Origin of the sequence: Catellatospora sp. NPDC049111 (genome assembly GCF_040648615.1) — a bacterium.
GTDB classification, from domain to species: Bacteria; Actinomycetota; Actinomycetes; order Mycobacteriales; family Micromonosporaceae; genus Catellatospora; species Catellatospora aurea.
On sequence record NZ_JBEZEB010000042.1, the window covers coordinates 47,423 to 64,640 of the forward strand.

Below are 17,218 nucleotides of genomic sequence, written 5' to 3' on the forward strand. Positions count from 1 at the left end.
GCGCTACATCCTGCCAGCCGATGCCCGGCGGGCGCACAGCCGATACCGTGCGATCGTGGCCCATCCCACCCTCGCCCCCGACCCTGCCCGCCGCGCCGCCGACGACATCGAGCTCACCGTCGCGCTCACCGAGTACCAGAAGATCATCGAGATGCGCCGGGCGGTGAGCGACCAGGCCCACAACCGGTACAACTTCTTCCTGGTCATCGCCACCGCCGTCGCCGCCGTGTCCGCCGGCCTGGTCGGCAGTGACATCGACGCCGAAGTGCGCCTCGGCGTCATCGCGGCCCTCGGCGCGCTGCTGCTGCTGATGGGCCCGGCCGTGTTCCTGCGGCAGCTGCGCTTCACCGGCACGGCGCACCGCTACGGGCTGGCCGAACAGGCGCTGCGCAGCTACCTGGTGCGCCGCGCCCCGCAGGTCGCCCCATACGTGCTGCTGCCCACACTCGACGACCCCGGCCTGTTCCTGCCGAGCGCGGGACCCGGTCGACAGCGGCAGCGCGAGGCCGTCGGCCTGGCGGCCAGCATCGGCCTGGTCAACAGCGCACTGCTGGCCGCGGGTGGCGGCTACGCCCTGAACGCCCTGGACAACGACGGCTGGGCGCTGTTCCTGCTCGTCGTGGCACTGTTCGCCGCCTCGGCCGCCGTCCACCTCTGGTGGGTCAGCCGGACCGTGCGCCGCGACGCCGCCGAGCGCGAACGCCTGCTCGCCGCCCGCGCCCTGGACGTGCTCGACCTGTTTCCGTCCCGACCGCACCCGCTGCACGACGCGGGCGCACCGGCCGAAGCGCCCGCCACGCTCGCCGAGCCCGCCGTCGCAGAGCACCTGGTCGCCGAGCCCGCCGTCGACGTGCCGTCACCGCGCACGCCAGAGGCGTGACCCTGCCCTCCGGCCAGAACTGCCCAGGTCGCCGATCCGCCCGCAAGCGGGCGGGTCAGGCGCCCGGGGCGGTGAGGTGCTGGTGCCAGGCCTGCGCGGCGGTGTCGGTCAGTGAGGCCACCTGGTCCACCACGACCCGGTGACGCGCCGTGTCGTCGGCGGCGGCCCGCCACAGCGGGGCGAAGACCGGGTCCAACTCGTCCGGGGCCCGGTCGGCCAGCAGCCGCACCAGGTCGCGCAGGATCTGGCGCTGCTCGTCGTACCACGGCTCCATGCCCCGGCGGCGCATCACGTAGCGCAGTGCGATGCCCTTGAGCAGGGCGCAGCGGATCCGGGCGGCGGACGGCACGATCAGATCCGCGTCGTAGCGGCGCAGCCGGCCGTCGCCGTACTTGTCGCGGGTGGCGTCGACCGCGGCGGCGACGAACCGTCCGGTCAGGACACTGGTGCAGCGCTTGAGCGCCAGCTGCGCCTTGAACGAGCCGTCGTATCCGGCCAGCGGCGCGACGACGGGATCGGCGAGCAGCTCGATCAGAGCCTCGTGCAGCACCGCCGGCGACTCCGACGAGTACACCTGCGCCACGTCCGCGCACAGCGCCGCCCGCTCGTCGGCGTCGATCAGCAGCGGCTGCAGCTCGACGAAGCCGGAGTACAGGCCGTCCTCGACGTCGTGCACCGAGTACGCCACGTCGTCGGACCAGTCCATGACCTGCGCCTCCAGGCAGCGCCGGTCGTCGTCAGGGGCACCGAGGCGCACCCAGTCGAAGACGGGGCGGTCGTCGGCGTACACCCCGAACTTGCGGGTGCCCTCCCGGCGCGGCCAGGGATACTTGCAGGTCGCGTCCAGCGAGGCCCGGGTCAGGTTGAGCCCCGCGCCCTCCACCTTGGCCTCCAGCCGGGTCAGCACCCGCAGCGTCTGCGCGTTGCCCTCGAACCCGCCCCAGGCCCGGCTGACCTCGTCGAGCGCGTCCTCGCCGTTATGCCCGAACGGCGGATGTCCCAGGTCATGGGCCAGCCCGGCGACGTCGACGACGTCGGGGTCGCAGCCCAGCCGGGCGCCCATCTCGCGGGCGATCTGCGCCACCTCGATCGAGTGCGTCAACCGCGTCCGCAGGAAGTCGCCGCTGCCCGCGGTGTGCACCTGGGTCTTCGCGGCCAGCCGCCGGAACCCGGCCGAGTGCAGCACCCGCGCCCGGTCGCGCTCGTAGGGGCTGCGCCCGAAACCGGTGTCCTTCGAAGGCTCGGGGATGAACCGCTCGCTGGGATCGACCATCAACCAATGCTACTGACCGCGACCGGCATCCTCACGCACGCAACGATGAACGTCGGGCGGCCGGTCGTCGGTGCTCAGTCGACGTCCAGCAGCTTCGCCGCCACCGCGGTGTCCATGATGTTGGACCAGGCCTGCTCATTGGGGTGCAGAGCCCGGTCCGGCAGCGCCGCTTCCGGATACCAGCCGGTACGGTCACAGCCGGGCACGATGTCGAGGATCACCGGCACGAGGTTCGGCGGCACCGATCCCCGAACGCGGATGGCCACGTAGGTCTCGTGTCCGTGTTCGGCGCGGACTTGAACACCCAGGTCGAACGAGTCGAGTTCGGCTGTTCTCTCATGACCGTCTCGCAGGGACTGCCGCACCAGTTCTGGAACAAGCGCCTCCAGGGCACGGATGAACCGAGTGGCCTGCTCCAGGCGCTGCCGCAACCGGTCGTCATGTGTCGGCAGCAGGTGAGCCGTGTAGGTGTCGGTGGTCAGCGCAGGCCTGGCGTCGGCGTTGTACCGCGCCCGAGCGCTCCGCGCGTCCGCGGCGAGTGCGGCGTAGAAGTCGTCGGTGCTGCCGGACTCACGCCAACCTGCGGCGACCAGCCATGGCAGGTCGGGTTCGACCAAGACCGCTCTGCGCCAGCGCTGCACCTTGACCTTGAACAGGACCCGGTCGTCGACAGCGGCGATGCGTTCGTGGGGGGTGGCCTCATCGGCGAACTGTTCCGACGCCTTGGCCAGCAGTGGGTGGTCGATCTCATCGAGCAGTCGGTCGACCGACGGCAAATCAATCTTCAGGTCGTCGCGTAGGCAGCGCAGGGTTGGCCGGACACGCTCCACGTGCTACTCCCGTATCCCGCCGAGCCGTTCGACGTCGTCCGGAGACACCCCGGCGAGCATGGCGACGCGGGATGAGGTGGTGCCGTCCAGCACCTGCATCGCCTCCGTCATCCGCTGGTGCAGTTCCTCACGCCGAGCCGCAAGGTAATCCTTGACCGCCTCCGCGACAAGGTCCTTCTTCGTCAGCCCGAGGAAATGAGCACCTTGAGAGATCAGCTCGTCGATGTCCGGATCGACTTTCAGCGGCGACTGTCTCTTGGCGTTCATCGCTCCACCTCCGAGGTACTTGGGTACCACGGTACCAGTCGCGAGTCATCGACACACGTTGGCATCGATGGTTATTGACATTCATGTTGCGGGGACGTTAAGTGGTGGAACAAGAGAGCGCTCTCACAACCGTCCCACGGTCCCCGGTTCCGCCGCCCATGCCGAGCCCGGCGGCGTGCGGACCGCCCTCTTCCCCAGGAGGAGAAAGCCCTGATGAGCACGCGATTCTCCCAGCACCGCAAGGCGACCCTGGCCGGCGGACTGGCCGTCCTGGTCGCCGCGGCGGTCGCCACGGTCAACGCCCTGCCCGCACAGGCCTCACTGCCCGCCACGCCCTCGGGCTGGCAGCTGGTCTGGAGCGACGACTTCAACGGCGCGAACAACACGCTGCCGTCCGCCGGCAACTGGATCATCGACACCGGCACGCAGTACCCGGGCGGCCCCGCCAACTGGGGCACCGGCGAGATCCAGACGTACACCAACAGCACGAACAACGTCCGCCACGACGGCGCGGGCAACCTGCTGATCACCCCGATCCGCAACGGCTCGAGCTGGACCTCGTCGCGCATCGAGACGGTCCGCACCGACTTCAAGCCCGCGGCCGGGCGCGTCCTGCGCATCGAGGGCCGCATCCAGATGCCCAACGTCACCGGGGCCGCGGCCGCCGGCTACTGGCCCGCGTTCTGGGCGCTGGGCGCGCCCTACCGGGGCAACTACCAGAACTGGCCGGGTATCGGCGAGTTCGACATCATGGAGAACGTCAACGGCATCAACTCGGTGTGGGGCGTGCTGCACTGCGGCGTGGCGCCCGGCGGGCCGTGCAACGAGTTCAACGGCATCGGCACCAGCCGCGCCTGCCCGGGCAGCACCTGCCAGTCGGCGTTCCACACGTACCGCTTCGAGTGGGACCGCACCAACGAGAACGCCCAGCAGCTGCGCTGGTACGTCGACGGGACGCTGTACCACACCGTGAACCAGAGCCAGGTCGGCTCGTACTGGTCCCAGATGACCTCGCACGCGGGCTACTTCCTGCTGCTCAACGTGGCGATGGGCGGCTCGTTCCCGAACGGTGTGGCGGGGTCCGCGACACCGACCGGCAGCACCGTGTCGGGTCAGCCGATGCGGGTCGACTACGTGGCGGTCTACCAGACCACGGGCGGCACCACGCCGCCGTCGTCGCCGCCGGCCAGCCCGCCGCCGAGCGGCAACCGTGACGCGTACGCCAACATCCAGGCCGAGAGCCGCAACGGCCAGGCCGGCACGACGATCTACGAGGGTTACTACGTCGGCAGCATCGGCAATGGCGACCACCTGCGCTTCGACGGCGTGAACTTCGGCTCGCCGCGGCCGCTGGACTTCGTCACCCGGGCCGCGTCCGGTGCCGCGGGCGGCATCAGCGGCCTGGTCGAGGTGCGGATCGACAGCCTGTCCAACGCGCCGATCGGCAGCTTCGCCATCGCCAACACCGGCGGCTGGACGAGTTGGCGGGAGATCCCCGCGAACGTGGGTTCGGTGACCGGCACCCACACGGTCTACCTGACCTTCAGCAGCGGGCAGCCCAACGACTACGTGAACATCGACTGGTTCCGCTTCCGGCGCTGACCTGATCCGGTGTGGCGCACGGGAGGGCGCGGCAGGCAAGTGCCGCGCCCTCCCGTCGGCGGCGCCCCGGGACCGGGCGGCCGATTTCAGTACGTGTATCCGCCGTCCCCGGACGGCGAGGCAGCGGCGGCGGGCGACGCACCCGCGTCCGGCGAGGCGTCCGCGCCGGGCGGGGGCACCGGCACCGGGGTCGCGGTCGGCAGGCAGGACAGGTTCTTCTTGCCGGTCGGCGCGACGACGAACCAGACTCCGCCGACCGCCTGGCCCTTCCACTGCCCGGCCTTCTTGTCGCCGATGTAGCGGTAGAGCGGCCAGCCGTTCAGGGTGACCTGGGTGGCCCCGTCCTCCCGCTCGATGGTGCCGACGAGTTTGGCGTCCAGTCCGGTCAGCTTGAGGTTCTCGTCGACCAGCACCGGCGGCCACACCGCGGCGCAGTCCCCGGAGCAGTTGCTGGCCGGCGGCTCGGCGGTGTCCTTGTCGAACCGGTAGAGCACGAAGCCGTCGGCGTCGACGACCACCTCGCCCATCTTCGGGATCTTCTTGCCGCGCAGCTCGGCGGTCGGGATGCCGACGGCGGCGACGACCTCGGCGGCGGGCTCGTTCTCGGCCGGACCGAGCGGTGACGGTGCGGGCGCGGTGACCGGGGCCGGGCCGTCGCGCAGGCCCGCACAGGCGGTCATCGCACCCAGCGGGGCCAGCAGCAGCGTGGCCGCCAGTGCGGCGCGAACACTTCGAAGCATCGGAGGTTCCCTTCTCTCGGCTCAGCCGACCAGGCTCAGGCGGCGCTGGTTCGGGACGACGGCGGGCAGCGACACGAGCGGGCGGGCCGGGCCCGCCTCCCGCATCGCGCGGGCGAGCGTGGTGAACTGCTTCGGCGCGTTGACCGCGACCACCCCGGTGGTCACGCCGCCGCGGCGGTGGGCGGCGAGCACGCCGCCGCGGGCGATGTCGCGGCGGCCGGGGCGCAGTTCGCTGACGGCGACCTCCTCGGACTTGTCGAGGCGGCCGATCACCTGGATGCGCAGCCCGAACAGGTCTGACCAGTAACGCGGCAGCACCCCGACGGCGGGCGCGGCACGCGTGCCGGACAGCAGCGTGCGGGCGGCGGCGCGGCCCATCTCCATGGCGGCGATCCACTGGTCGACGCGGCCGGGGGCGTCGCCGTACCAGGCGTTGGGCCAGCGGGCGACCGCACCGGCCGCGACGACCCGGTCCACGCCCTGCACGCGCAGGCTCTCGTCGCAGAGCAGCCCGTCGGTGGTGTCGGCGTGGCGGGCGGTGAACCAGCCGGTGTCGGGCCGTTCGCCGAGCGTGGCGATGACGAGGTCGGCGTCGACGTGCGAGCCGTCGTCGAGGTCCAGCCGCCAGCCGCGGCGGCCCCGGGACAGGTGCTTGACCCGGCGGCCGAGGCGCATGCGTACGCCTTCGTGGCGCATCGTGTCGGCGATCAGCCCACCCGTCACAGACCCGACCGCACGGGTCATGACCTGCGCGTTCGAGTCGATCATGGTGCATTCACGGGCAAGTGAGCGGACCACGTAGGCGGCCTCGCACCCGGTGAGCCCGGCGCCGATGACCGCCACCCGCTGCGCTCGGCGCAGGTCGGCGGCCAGGCCGAGCGCGTCGTCGATGCTGTGCAGGCTGTGCAGGCCGGGCTCGCCGACCGGCCAGCCGTCCGGGATGACCGGGCGGGCGCCGGTGGCGACGATGAGCGCGTCGTACTCGTACATCTCGCCGGTCTCGCCGTAGACGATCTGGCGCTTGGCGTCGAGTTCGGCCGCGACCCGCCCGGTCAGCCAGCGCGCGGAGGCCTCGGTGGACAGCTGCACGTCAGCGGGCCGCTGGCCGGTGAGCAGCCCTTTCGAGCACGCGGGCCGATGGTACGGCGGATACGACTCACCGGCCAGCACGGTGACCACACCGCTGAACCCGAGCCGGTCCAGTTCCTCCACCGCCGCCACCGCGGCCCGCCCACCCCCGACCACCAGAATCCGATCAAGGTCCGAGATCCGGTGCCTCATGCCCGCCCCTCGCTCCGCTCGTCACCGGCATCGCAGAGCCCGTCGATTCGCTCGCAAAGCTCGCTCATGTTTCAGTCCTCGCTCAAATCGCCGACGTGGAAGCGGTCGCGGGCGCCGGCGGCGCGGTGCGAAGCCCGGCTGTGCCGCCGGGACTGCCGGAACTCGTCGAGTTCCGTGGCTGGTTCGAAAGTGGAGCGTCCCGCCGGGCGGGTCTGCTCGACCTCGTCCTCGACGGACGGCGCGGCGGGGCGCTCACGCTGGCGCACGATGAGCGGGGTCACCGGGGTCGGCGGCGGAGTCGGCGCACTGCCTGCCGGACGCCGGACCCTGATGGCGCGGGCCGGGCACACCTCGACCGCCCGGACCACCTCGTCCAGCCGGTACGCGGGCGGGGCCGCGGTGTAGTCGAGCCGGCCGTCACTGCGCAGGCTGAACACGCTGGGCGACTCCTGCTCGCAGAAGCCGAACCGAGCGCAGCGCACCGGGTCCACATCGACGACCAGGCTGTCGCGCGGCTGCTCCGGGCGTACGACGGCCAGCACGTTGTCGGACTCGACCCGGCGGGAGCGGCGCGGCCAGGTGGTGAACCACAGCGCGACCGTGGCCAGCCAGGCGGTGTACACCGGCCCCCAGACCCAGCTCGGGCCGGTGTCCGTGCCGGAGATCAGCACGTGCGCGGAGACCAGCGAGAACCCGACGTACGTGGCCATGTGCACGGCGCGCCAGCGGCTGAACCCGAGTTTGCGCTGGATCACGATCGAGATCGCGCCGGCGATGACCAGTTCCAGGCCCAGCACGCCGGCGCCGACGCCGACGGGGTCGTGGGTGTCCACGAACGGCACGATGACGTCGATCACGCTGATGGTGCCGTTCGGCACGGCGAGCTGGGCGATGCCGTGCACCAGGCCGAGCGTCAGCCCGACCAGGGCGATGCCCTGATGCGCGGCGTACGCCACGGGCCGGCGGATGCGGCTCAGGCCCCATCCGTTGCGCAACGCGACGCCGCCGAGAACTGCCAGCCACAGCAGCCCGAACGACGTGAATCCCACCGTCGCGGCGATGACATGAGCACTCTCCATAACCGTCCCGCTACTCTGCTCTAATAAGCGCCAATGGCATCGCGAATGAAGTCCGCAATCCCTTTGGGACGACACCTTCAACCCTTTGCGGCACAATGTCAATGCCTACGACCACATCGCGGAAGACTCCCGTGAACAGGGCACACTTTTTTAGGTACGTCCTATGCGGACCCTAAAAGCGGCTTAACAATGTCTTCGGGGATTGACTTCACAGCGGACTCCGAGCTTAGGCTCCTGGCGCTGCCAATAGGCAGCGCATCATGTATTCGGGCGAACACGGAAAGGCGTCGGATGGACATTCGCCTCGCCCGGACCGCTGCGCTCGCAGCGGTCGCGGTCCTCGCCGCGGCGGTGGCGCTCACCTCGCCGCCGGCCGCCCATGCCGAAGAAACCGACCCCGGCTGGACCGTCACCGAGTTCGGGCCGCTCGGCCCCGCCGATCGGGACCTGCTGGTCCGGGTGCGCCTCGCCGGGCTCTGGGAGTCCCCCGCCGGCAAGCAGGCCCAGGACCGGGCACGCAGCGAGAAGGTCAGGGAGATCGGCCACCACATCAGTACCGAGCACATCGCGCTGGACGCCGAGGTACTCAAGGTCGCGGCGCAGCTGCAGGTGGCGGTGCCCGACCGGCCCAATGCCGAGCAGCAGGGCTGGCTCGACGAACTGAACGGGCTGCGCGGCGAGGCGTGGGACAACGTTTTCATCGCCCGCCTGCGCGTCGCGCACGGCAAGGTCTTCAGCATCGTCGCGGCGGTCCGCGCGGGCACCCGCAACGAGGTGATCCGCGAGTTCGCCCAGAAGGCCGTGACAATCGTGATGCGGCACATGACGTACCTGGAGAGCACCGGACTGGTCGACTACGGCGCGCTGCCCGCACCCCCCACCCCGGCCGCCGCGCCGAACTCCGCCGCAGGTCCACGTACCGGCGGCACACCGGAGCCGATGATCTGGCTGATCCTGGCGACCTCGCTGGGCGTCGGCGCGGTGACGGCCGCCCGCGTCCGGCACCCTCGCTGACCTCGGGTGCGGCCGCCGCCCCCGTCGGCCGCACCCGGCACCCACCTCCCGGAAGGACAACCCCCATGGCACGCACTCACTCCCCCCGGCACCGGATGGAACCCCGCGAGCGGCGATTACTGGCCGCGGTGATCGTACTGATCGCCGCGACGGTGCTGGCCACCATCAGCCAGGTCTCGCAGGCCGCGACCGGTGACGGCGCCGGTGCCACCCCCGCCGCGGAGGTCTCGGCGGAGCTCGCCGCGGCCGCCCGCATCCCGAACGATCAGGGCCCCGACGCCGAGTGCACCAAGCCGCGCTCGCCCGCGCGCTGCCATGCCCCGACTGGCCCGCCGGTGGTCGGCGACTTCGTCGACATCCGCTCGGTCGCGCCCAACGTGCGCGAGCGGCGGGCGACCGCGGAGGGTTCGGCCGGCACGTTCACCTCGCTGTGCGGCCGCAACCTCAACGACCACCGCAACCCCGACAACTTCATCGTCGCGCCGGGCGTGTTCAACGGCGCCCATCACACGCACGACTACGTCGGCAACCTGTCCGCCGACGGCAACTCGACCAACGAGAGCCTCGAAGCGGCGGGCACCACCTGCCGCCGCGACGACCGTTCCACCTACTACTGGCCGGTGCTGCGCCAGCGCGGCACCGTCGGCGAGGACGCGACGGCCGACGGCGGCGGCAACGACGGCAACATCGGCCGCATCCTGCGCCCGGCGTCGGTGCGGTTGGAGTTCCGCGGCAACCGGTTCGCGAAGGTCGAGCAGATGCCGCGCTTCCTGCGGCTGATCACCGGCGACGCCAAGGCGGTCACCAACGGCCCGACCAACGCCAAGGCGCAGTGGACCTGCACCGGTTTCACCAACCGCCGCACCACGAAGTACCCGCTGTGCCCGCGGGGCAGCCAGGTGCAGCGTGTCCTGGACTTCCCGAGCTGCTGGGACGGCGTCAACACCGACAGCGCCAACCACCGCGCGCACGTCATCTTCCCTGCGGGCGACGGTCGCTGCCCGGAGGGCACCAAGCCGATCGCGCAGCTGCGCATGACGCTGACCTACAGCGTGCCGCGCGGGCGCTCGTTCGCGCTGGACACGTTCCCGGAGCAGAACCACAACCCGCTCACCGACCACGCCGACTTCGCCAACGTGATGCCGGCGAACCTGATCACGTTCGCCACCGACTGCATCAACCGGGGCCGCCGCTGCTGACACCCTCCTGTCCGTGGGGAAGGGCACCTTCTACATCGCGTAGCGATAAGAAGGTGCCCTTCCTTGTGTCTAGGCGGTGGCGACCGGCGGCAGGAGCACGGCCGGACGGGGCCACACCCCGAAGGCGAGCAGCGCGACGGTGGCGGTGCCGCCGAGCAGCAGCGGCGTCAGGCCGACGTCCAGGGCGAACACGAAGACCAGCCCGAACTGTCCCATCATCAGCGCGCCCCAGGTCCTGATCGCGGTGACCGTGTAGAGCCGGGCGACGTCGGAACGGCGGATGCGGGCGGCGAGCGGCGCGGCGGGCAGGTAGATCGCCGCGCTCAGCACAGCGCTGCCGAGGAAGGCCGGCAGGGCGGTGGTGCTCCAGCCGAAGGTGAGACCGCCCAGCGCGGCCGTGGCGATGAGGAAGAACAGAAGGTAGACCGCGGCGAGCCCGCCGACGATCCAGCGCAGGATCGTGACGTGCGTGCTCAGCCGGGGGTCGTATGAGGACATGAGCGAGTGTAAGGGGGTACGCGCCGCAACCGCGTACCCCCGAACGGTCCGCTTGGGCTCGGACCGGAGTGCCCGCGCCGCCGCCACCCCCTGGCGGCGGCGCGGGCCGAAGGCGTCACCCGATGGTGCAGGTGGCGCCGTTGAGCGTGAACGCCGCCGGCCGCGGGTTGCTGCCGGTGTGGGTGGCGTTGAAGCCGAACGACGTGGACGCCCCGGGGGCGAGCGTGCCGTTCCAGGCCTCGTTGGTGATCGCGACGTCGGCCCCGGTCTGGGTGTACTTCGACGACCAGGACTGGGTGATCTGCTGCCCGGCGGTGAACGAGAACCGCAGCGTCCAGCCGTTGATCGTGGAGGTGCCGGTGTTCTTGACCGTCACGTTGCCGGTGAAACCGGTGCCCCAGTCGTTGCTGCCGTAGGTGACCTGGCAGCTGCCCGCCGGGTTGTTCGGCAGGGTGGTCAGCGACACCGCGCTCGACGGGGTCGAGGCGTTGCCCGCGGCGTCGATCGCGACCACATAGAACTGGTACGCCGTGGCGGCGGTCAGCCCGGTCACCGCGTACGTGGTTCCGGTGACCGTGGCCAGCAGCGCGTCCGTCGTGCCGGCCTCCCGGTAGACCCGGTAGCCGGTGACGCCGACGTTGTCGGTGGAACCGGTCCAGGTCACGGTGGCGCCGCTGGACGTGATCGCCGACGCGACCGGCGTGCCGGGCGTGCTCGGCGGGGTGGTGTCGACCGGGTCGGCGATCAGCGTGGTGAACGTCGCCGGGGTCGAGGCCGCCGAGCGGTTGCCCGCCCCGTCCTTGGCCACCACGTAGTAGGTGTACGAGGTGTTCGGGGTGAGGCCGGTCAGCGACAGGGTGGCCGCGGTCGGCGAGCCGACCAGCACGTCCGTCGTGCCCGCCTCGCGGTAGACGTCGTAGCCGGCCAGGCCGCTGCCGCCGGTGTCGGTCGAACCCGCCCAGGCCAGCGTCAGGCCGGTGGTGGTGACGCCGGACGCGCTCGGGGTGCCGGGCGCGCTGGGCGCGGTGGTGTCCGGGGTGGTGCTGGGCTCGTTGCCCCAGATCTTCACGCCGCCGTGGTACAGCGGCACGCCCGGGTTGACCCCCGCGGTGGCCAGGTACGACGGGTCGTTGGCGGTGCTCCAGGTGCCGCCCTCGCCGACACCGACCTTGAACTGCACCTCCATCCGGTGCTGCGACTGCCCGGCGGGCGCGATGGTGTACCCGGTGCAGTCGACCTCGACGTACCAGAGGTTGCCCTGCGCCTGCTTGGCGGTGCTCGGCGACGGGCAGCCCTGCGTGTAGCCGGAGGTGACCACGACCGCGCTGGAGTCGTCACGGGTGAAGTAGTAGCGGAACTTCGCCGTGGTCAGCGCACGGGCCGGGAACGCCGACTTGTTGTAGACGATCGCCTTGACCCGGGTCTCGCGGGCGTCGGCGACCAGCGTCGTCTCGACGGTCATCTCGTCGATGTCGGGGGCCTGCACACCGGGGAAGCCGGCCAGCGGGGTGCCGCCGTACTCCTGGGACAGCCGGGCCAGTGCCGAGGTCAGGCCGGCGTTGTAGTCGGTGGCGACCTCGTTCATCACGTAGTCGTTGCGCTCGTCCTTGTAGGAGTCGTCGGGCGAGGACGGGCCGCCGACCAGCGCGCCGTACAGCACGTGCCGGGTCCCGGTGGGCACCGTCATGCTGTCCCACCACGAGCCGTGCGCGGTGCGGTGGTGCGGGTTCTTCGGCGAGTTGTTCCCGAAGCCGATCATGTACGACGAGTTGCGCGGGTTGTCGCCGAGCGCGTAGTTGATCTGCTTGAGCGCGAAGTCCTTGTAACGCTGCTTGCGCACCGAGTCGGTGGTGCTGTCGCTGTAGACCAGCGCGGCGAACGAGGTGTTCGCGGCGTAGCGCAGCGCGCCCCAGCTGTCGAGCACGGCCATGCCGCCCGGCGAGGTGCGGATCTTCTCGCCGTTGACGCCGACGGTCCAGTAGTCCAGCCAGCGGTTGGCGTCGTCGACGTACTTCTGCTTGCCGGTCAGGTTGGCCAGCAGCACGTACGCGCCGAACTGCTTGTTGTCCCAGGCCAGCGTCCACTTGTAGGAGCGGGTGGTGGTCTGCGGCTCGGTGCCCAGGCTGTCGTACGCCGCCTCGGCCTTGGCCAGGTAGCTCGCGTCGCCGGTGGCCCGGTAGAGCCAGATCCCACCCCAGACCAGCTCGTCGGTGTAGCCGCTCCACGACTTGTAGAAGTTCGTCGCGTCGGTGATGCATGAGTGGTAGGTCTGGCGCACCGTGTCGGCGAACGTGTAGAGCTGCTTGGCGTGCGTGACCAAGGTGTCGGCGTACGTCGGGTCGGTCGGCCGGAACACCATCGACGAGGCGGCCATCGCGGCCGCGGTCTCACCGGCCAGGTCCGCGCCGCCGCAGCTGGCATCGATCTTGTACGCGGGCCGCGCCATCGGCATCACCTCGGCCGGACCCCACCACTTGTGGTCGTCGTCGCCCTTGCCGATCTGCCCGTAGAGCACGTTGGCCGACGGGTGCGCCTTGATGAAGTAGTCGTTGGGCACCCGCAGGTTGTTCAGCAGCTGGGTGAGCTGCCCCGAGGCGGCGTAGCCGGCCCGGTACTCGACCGCGCCCCAGGCCAGCATCGTGGTGGTGAACGCCATCGGGAAGCCGAACTTGACGTGGTCACCGGCGTCGAACCAGCCGCCGGTCAGGTTCAGGCCGACGTCGGAGCCGTCGTTCATGGCGGAGTCGCCGCGCCACGAGACCCGGCTCCAGGACGGCTTGGGGCCGGCGATCTGGGCCTCGTAGAAGTACAGCGACTTCTGCAGCGCCTCGGCGTAGTTGAAGGCAGGGGCGGCCGCGGCCGGGCCGGGGCTGACCGCGACGGCGAAGCTCGCCGCGGTCAGCGCCGCGGCGGCGGTCGCCGCCAGCCGGCGTCCCCAGTGTGGTCGTGCGTCGGGCATGACGGAACTCCTCGTACGTGGAGCCGCGCCGGGGCAGACCGCGACGGGATGGCGCGGAATCGGACGTGGGCGCATCCGAATCCGCCCGACAGCGGTGGCCAGGCACGGTGGGTGATCGGGCGTAGAGGTGCGGGAGCGCTCCCACAACTGCCGACCAATGTAGCCGGATGTAACGCGCATGTGAAGCGTCAATGACCTGCGGTTACCCGACGACGCATGGAAACGCTCCCATATCGACCGCCCTCGCTGAAAATTTCAGCGTCCAGCGGTCACGGGCGCGGCCGCAGCCGGAACTCGTTGCCCTCCGGGTCGGCGAGCAGCGTCCACGGCGTGCTCGCCGTCTGGGCGGGCACGTGGCGCGCGCCCATGTCCATCAGCCGTTCGATGTCGGCCACGAGGTCGTCGCAGTCCAGCTCGACCTGCAGCCGGTTACGGCCCACCTTCGCGGCGGGCGCCTGCACGAACAGCATGCCGGGATACGTCGCCTGGTCGGGCGCGATCGCCACCGCGTCCGGGCGCTCCTCCAGTATCTGGAAGTGGAGCACCTCGGCCCACCAGCGAGCCAGCCGCGCCGGATCCCCGGCGTCCACTGCGGTGCCATGCCAGCGCAGCCCCATCGCCGCCTCCTGCCGGTGTGGACAGAGTGCCGAAAGCGTACGCCCCCGGATTCCCGTCTGCCACCACCCGTAAACCCGCCGGTAAGGAAGGGCACCTTCCACAACGTATAGCGATGTGAAGGTGCCCTTCCTTACCTGTGGTCAGAGGACGGCGCGGCCGGCCTCCAGGCGGGCGACGGGGACGCGGAACGGGGAGCAGGAGACGTAGTCCAATCCCACCTCGTGGAAGAAGCGCACCGACTCGGGGTCGCCGCCGTGCTCGCCGCAGACGCCGATCTTCAGGTCCGGCCGCACCTGGCGGCCCTCCTGCACGGCGATGCGCACCAGCCGGCCGATGCCGTCGCGGTCCAGCGTCTCGAACGGCGACACCCCGAACACGCCCAGCTCCAGGTATCGGCTGAAGAACGAGCCCTCCACGTCGTCGCGGGAGAAGCCCCAGCCCATCTGGGTCAGGTCGTTGGTGCCGAAGGAGAAGAAGTCGGCCGCCTCGGCGATCTGGCCGGCCGTCAGCGCGGCCCGGGGCACCTCGATCATCGTGCCGATCGGGGTGCCGGACATGCCCTCCTCGGCGAGGATGCGCTCGGCGTCGGCGCGTACCGCCTCCAGCTCCTGCACCGCGCCCACCAGCGGCACCATGATTTCCGGCCGGGCGTCGCCGCCCTCGGCGCGGACCTTCGCCGCGGCCTGCGCGATGGCCCGCACCTGCATGCCGAACAGGCCCGGGATGACCAGCCCGAGGCGTACGCCGCGCAGCCCCAGCATCGGGTTCTGCTCGTGCATCCGGCGCACCGCGGCCAGCAGCGCCTCCCGGTGCGGGTCGGGCTCCTTCGCGGTGGCGACCTCGACGGCCAGCTCCTCCAGCGGCGGCAGGAACTCGTGCAGCGGCGGGTCGATCAGCCGGATGGTGACCGGCAGCCCGTCCATCGCCCGGAAGATCTCCGCGAAGTCGTCGCGCTGCAGCGGCAGCAGCGCGTCCAGCGCCCGCTGCTGCTCGGCCTCGCCGTCGGCCAGGATCAGCCGCTCCACCATGGCCCGGCGCTCGCCGAGGAACATGTGCTCGGTGCGGCACAGGCCGATGCCCTGCGCGCCGAACCGCCGCGCCCGCGCCGCGTCGGAGCCGGTGTCGGCATTGGCGCGCACGGCCAGCCGACGGCGCTCGTCGGCGTGCGTCAGCATCCGGTGCACGGCGGCGACCAGCGTGTCGGCGTCGGCGGGCAGCTCGCCGTCGAAGTAGCGCACCACCGGGCTGGGCCGGACCGGCACCTCGCCGAGGTGGATCGCCCCGCTGGTGCCGTCGATCGAGATCAGGTCGCCCTCGCCCACGGTGACGTCGCCGACGGTGAACCGCTTGCCGGCCAGGTCCACCTCGACCGCCTCGGCGCCGCAGACGCAGGTCTTGCCCATGCCCCGGGCCACCACCGCGGCGTGCGAGGTCTTGCCGCCACGGCTGGTCAGGATGCCCTGTGCCGCGATCATGCCGGGCAGGTCGTCGGGATTGGTCTCCCGGCGCACCAGGATGACCTTCTCCCCCTTCGCGGCCCGCTCGACCGCGTGCGCGCTGTCGAACACCACGTGCCCGACGGCCGCGCCCGGTGAGGCCGCGATGCCCTTGGCGATCGGCTTGTCGACCACCGAGTCGTCGAAGGTCGGGAACATCAGCTGGGCCAGGCGCGCCCCGCTCTGCCGGCGCAGCGCCTCGTCGAGGTCGATCATGCCCTCGTCGACGAGCTGCGACGCGATGATGAACGCCGCGGCCGCGGTGCGTTTGCCGACCCGGGTCTGCAGCATCCACAGCTTGCCGGCCTCGATGGTGAACTCGATGTCGCACAGGTCGCGGTAGTGGCCTTCGAGCGTGGACATGATGCCCATCAGCTCGTCGAACGACTTCTTGTCCAGGTGCTCCAGCTCCTGCAGCGGCACGGTGTTGCGGATGCCGGCGACGACGTCCTCGCCCTGGGCGTTGGCGAGGTAGTCGCCGTACACCCCGCGGGCGCCGGTGGCCGGGTCGCGGGTGAAGGCCACGCCGGTGCCGGAGTCGGGGCCGAGGTTGCCGAAGACCATCGCGACGATGTTCACGGCGGTGCCCAGGTCGGCCGGGATACGCTCCTGGCGGCGGTAGAGCACGGCGCGCTCGGCGTTCCAGGAGTCGAAGACGGCGTTGACGGCGAGGTCCATCTGCTCGCGCGGGTCCTGCGGGAACTCGCGCCCGGTGTGCTCGGCGAAGATGGCCTTGAAGGTGTCCACCAAGCCGCGCAGCTCGGCGGCGTCCAGGTCCACGTCCGCGCGCGAGCCCTTGACCTGGTCCATGGCGTGCTCGAAGGCGTCGCCGGGCACGTCGCACACGGTCTTGCCGAACATCTGGATGAGCCGGCGGTACGAGTCCCACGCGAAGCGCTCGTTGCCGCTGCGTGCGGCCAGCCCGTGCACGCTGGCGTCGGTCAGCCCGACGTTGAGCACCGTCTCCATCATGCCGGGCATGGAGAACTTGGCGCCCGAGCGCACCGAGACCAGCAGCGGGTCCGCGGGGTCGCCGAGGCGGCGGCCCATCGTCTGCTCCAGCGCGGCGAGGTGCGCACCTACCTGCTCGGCCAGCTCGGCGGGCGGGCTGCCCGCGGTCAGGTACTCGCGGCAGGCGTCGGTGGTGATGGTGAACCCGGGTGGCACGGGCAGGCCGATCCGCACCATCTCGGCGAGGTTCGCGCCCTTGCCGCCGAGCAGATCCTTGAGGTCCTTGTTCCCCTCGGCGAAGTCGTACACGTACTTCGTCATTGCGACCTCCCGCGTAGTGACCTCGACAATCAGTCTTGCGCGGGACCTTAACGGCCGCTCAGGGAATTTAGGAGGAGCTGGTGACGTATGGCACATGCATCGACAGTTGTGCCGTTCGCACGGTTTTCGGGGAGCGTTCCCACGCGCACTACCGCGCATACCCACCCCGATCGGGTGACATTCGGCGAGGCTCGAAGGGGGCGGCCGAAA

14 protein-coding genes are annotated in these 17,218 nt (G+C 71.0%); 4 read left to right on the forward strand and 10 right to left on the reverse strand.

Annotated elements, in window-relative coordinates; genetic code table 11:
* Positions 1-55: 55 nt before the first annotated feature.
* Positions 56-880, forward strand: a complete 825-nt coding sequence (locus tag AB0B66_RS35570) for a hypothetical protein (RefSeq protein WP_360538357.1) — start codon at positions 56-58, stop codon at positions 878-880.
* Between the two features lie 55 nt (positions 881-935).
* Here AB0B66_RS35570 and AB0B66_RS35575 read toward each other — a convergent pair whose 3' ends face one another.
* The 3 genes from AB0B66_RS35575 to AB0B66_RS35585 form a co-directional block, all read right to left on the reverse strand.
* Positions 936-2,153, reverse strand: coding sequence for a deoxyguanosinetriphosphate triphosphohydrolase (locus AB0B66_RS35575; protein ID WP_360538359.1), 1,218 nt, complete (start codon positions 2,151-2,153; stop codon positions 936-938).
* 74 nt (positions 2,154-2,227) lie between these two features.
* On the reverse strand, positions 2,228-2,983 hold the full coding sequence (locus AB0B66_RS35580; RefSeq protein WP_360538361.1) for a hypothetical protein: 756 nt from the start codon (positions 2,981-2,983) through the stop codon (positions 2,228-2,230).
* 3 nt (positions 2,984-2,986) lie between these two features.
* Positions 2,987-3,250 (reverse strand): hypothetical protein, encoded by a 264-nt coding sequence (locus tag AB0B66_RS35585; RefSeq protein WP_360538363.1) that lies wholly within the window; start codon positions 3,248-3,250, stop codon positions 2,987-2,989.
* Between the two features lie 213 nt (positions 3,251-3,463).
* Between AB0B66_RS35585 and AB0B66_RS35590 the strand changes: the two genes are divergently transcribed.
* A complete protein-coding gene (locus tag AB0B66_RS35590; RefSeq protein ID WP_360538365.1) occupies positions 3,464-4,852 on the forward strand; it encodes a carbohydrate-binding protein in 1,389 nt (462 codons plus the stop codon).
* An 86-nt stretch (positions 4,853-4,938) separates the two neighbouring features.
* Here AB0B66_RS35590 and AB0B66_RS35595 read toward each other — a convergent pair whose 3' ends face one another.
* The 3 genes from AB0B66_RS35595 to AB0B66_RS35605 all read right to left on the reverse strand — a co-directional run bounded on the left by AB0B66_RS35595 (position 4,939) and on the right by AB0B66_RS35605 (position 7,952).
* Positions 4,939-5,592: a hypothetical protein gene (locus AB0B66_RS35595; RefSeq protein ID WP_360538367.1), complete on the reverse strand. Its 654-nt coding sequence runs from the start codon at positions 5,590-5,592 to the stop codon at positions 4,939-4,941.
* Positions 5,593-5,613: 21 nt separating this feature from the next.
* Positions 5,614-6,873 carry an FAD-dependent oxidoreductase gene (locus tag AB0B66_RS35600; protein WP_360538369.1) on the reverse strand — a complete coding sequence of 420 codons (1,260 nt, stop codon included), beginning with the start codon at positions 6,871-6,873 and terminating at the stop codon, positions 5,614-5,616.
* 71 nt (positions 6,874-6,944) lie between these two features.
* A complete protein-coding gene (locus tag AB0B66_RS35605) occupies positions 6,945-7,952 on the reverse strand; it encodes a ferric reductase-like transmembrane domain-containing protein (RefSeq protein ID WP_360538371.1) in 1,008 nt (335 codons plus the stop codon).
* Positions 7,953-8,243: 291 nt separating this feature from the next.
* Here AB0B66_RS35605 and AB0B66_RS35610 point away from each other — a divergent pair, with 291 nt between their 5' ends.
* Both AB0B66_RS35610 and AB0B66_RS35615 read left to right on the forward strand, forming a co-directional pair.
* Positions 8,244-8,966 (forward strand): DUF4142 domain-containing protein, encoded by a 723-nt coding sequence (locus AB0B66_RS35610; RefSeq protein ID WP_360538373.1) that lies wholly within the window; start codon positions 8,244-8,246, stop codon positions 8,964-8,966.
* Positions 8,967-9,031: 65 nt separating this feature from the next.
* The gene (locus AB0B66_RS35615) at positions 9,032-10,165 is read left to right on the forward strand and encodes a DUF1996 domain-containing protein (RefSeq protein ID WP_360538375.1); all 1,134 of its coding nucleotides are present in this window, start codon (positions 9,032-9,034) and stop codon (positions 10,163-10,165) included.
* 69 nt (positions 10,166-10,234) lie between these two features.
* Here AB0B66_RS35615 and AB0B66_RS35620 read toward each other — a convergent pair whose 3' ends face one another.
* From AB0B66_RS35620 to ppdK, 4 genes are all read right to left on the reverse strand, one after another.
* A complete protein-coding gene (locus AB0B66_RS35620) occupies positions 10,235-10,663 on the reverse strand; it encodes a hypothetical protein (RefSeq protein ID WP_360538377.1) in 429 nt (142 codons plus the stop codon).
* Positions 10,664-10,778: 115 nt separating this feature from the next.
* A complete protein-coding gene (locus AB0B66_RS35625) occupies positions 10,779-13,622 on the reverse strand; it encodes a glycoside hydrolase family 9 protein (protein ID WP_360538379.1) in 2,844 nt (947 codons plus the stop codon).
* 269 nt (positions 13,623-13,891) lie between these two features.
* Positions 13,892-14,239, reverse strand: a complete 348-nt coding sequence (locus tag AB0B66_RS35630) for a VOC family protein (RefSeq protein ID WP_360538381.1) — start codon at positions 14,237-14,239, stop codon at positions 13,892-13,894.
* Positions 14,240-14,380: 141 nt separating this feature from the next.
* Positions 14,381-17,008 carry a pyruvate, phosphate dikinase gene (gene ppdK, locus AB0B66_RS35635; RefSeq protein ID WP_360538383.1) on the reverse strand — a complete coding sequence of 876 codons (2,628 nt, stop codon included), beginning with the start codon at positions 17,006-17,008 and terminating at the stop codon, positions 14,381-14,383.
* Positions 17,009-17,218 lie beyond the last annotated feature (210 nt).

Coding starts and splice junctions, on each gene's coding strand:
- AB0B66_RS35575 (WP_360538359.1), bottom strand. CDS start 2,153: ATGGTCGATCCCAGCGAGCGGTTCATCCCCGAGCCTTCGAAGGACACC.
- AB0B66_RS35585 (WP_360538363.1), bottom strand. CDS start 3,250: ATGAACGCCAAGAGACAGTCGCCGCTGAAAGTCGATCCGGACATCGAC.
- AB0B66_RS35590 (WP_360538365.1), top strand. CDS start 3,464: ATGAGCACGCGATTCTCCCAGCACCGCAAGGCGACCCTGGCCGGCGGA.
- AB0B66_RS35595 (WP_360538367.1), bottom strand. CDS start 5,592: ATGCTTCGAAGTGTTCGCGCCGCACTGGCGGCCACGCTGCTGCTGGCC.
- AB0B66_RS35600 (WP_360538369.1), bottom strand. CDS start 6,873: ATGAGGCACCGGATCTCGGACCTTGATCGGATTCTGGTGGTCGGGGGT.
- AB0B66_RS35605 (WP_360538371.1), bottom strand. CDS start 7,952: ATGGAGAGTGCTCATGTCATCGCCGCGACGGTGGGATTCACGTCGTTC.
- AB0B66_RS35610 (WP_360538373.1), top strand. CDS start 8,244: ATGGACATTCGCCTCGCCCGGACCGCTGCGCTCGCAGCGGTCGCGGTC.
- AB0B66_RS35615 (WP_360538375.1), top strand. CDS start 9,032: ATGGCACGCACTCACTCCCCCCGGCACCGGATGGAACCCCGCGAGCGG.
- AB0B66_RS35620 (WP_360538377.1), bottom strand. CDS start 10,663: ATGTCCTCATACGACCCCCGGCTGAGCACGCACGTCACGATCCTGCGC.
- AB0B66_RS35625 (WP_360538379.1), bottom strand. CDS start 13,622: ATGCCCGACGCACGACCACACTGGGGACGCCGGCTGGCGGCGACCGCC.
- AB0B66_RS35630 (WP_360538381.1), bottom strand. CDS start 14,239: ATGGGGCTGCGCTGGCATGGCACCGCAGTGGACGCCGGGGATCCGGCG.
- ppdK (WP_360538383.1), bottom strand. CDS start 17,008: ATGACGAAGTACGTGTACGACTTCGCCGAGGGGAACAAGGACCTCAAG.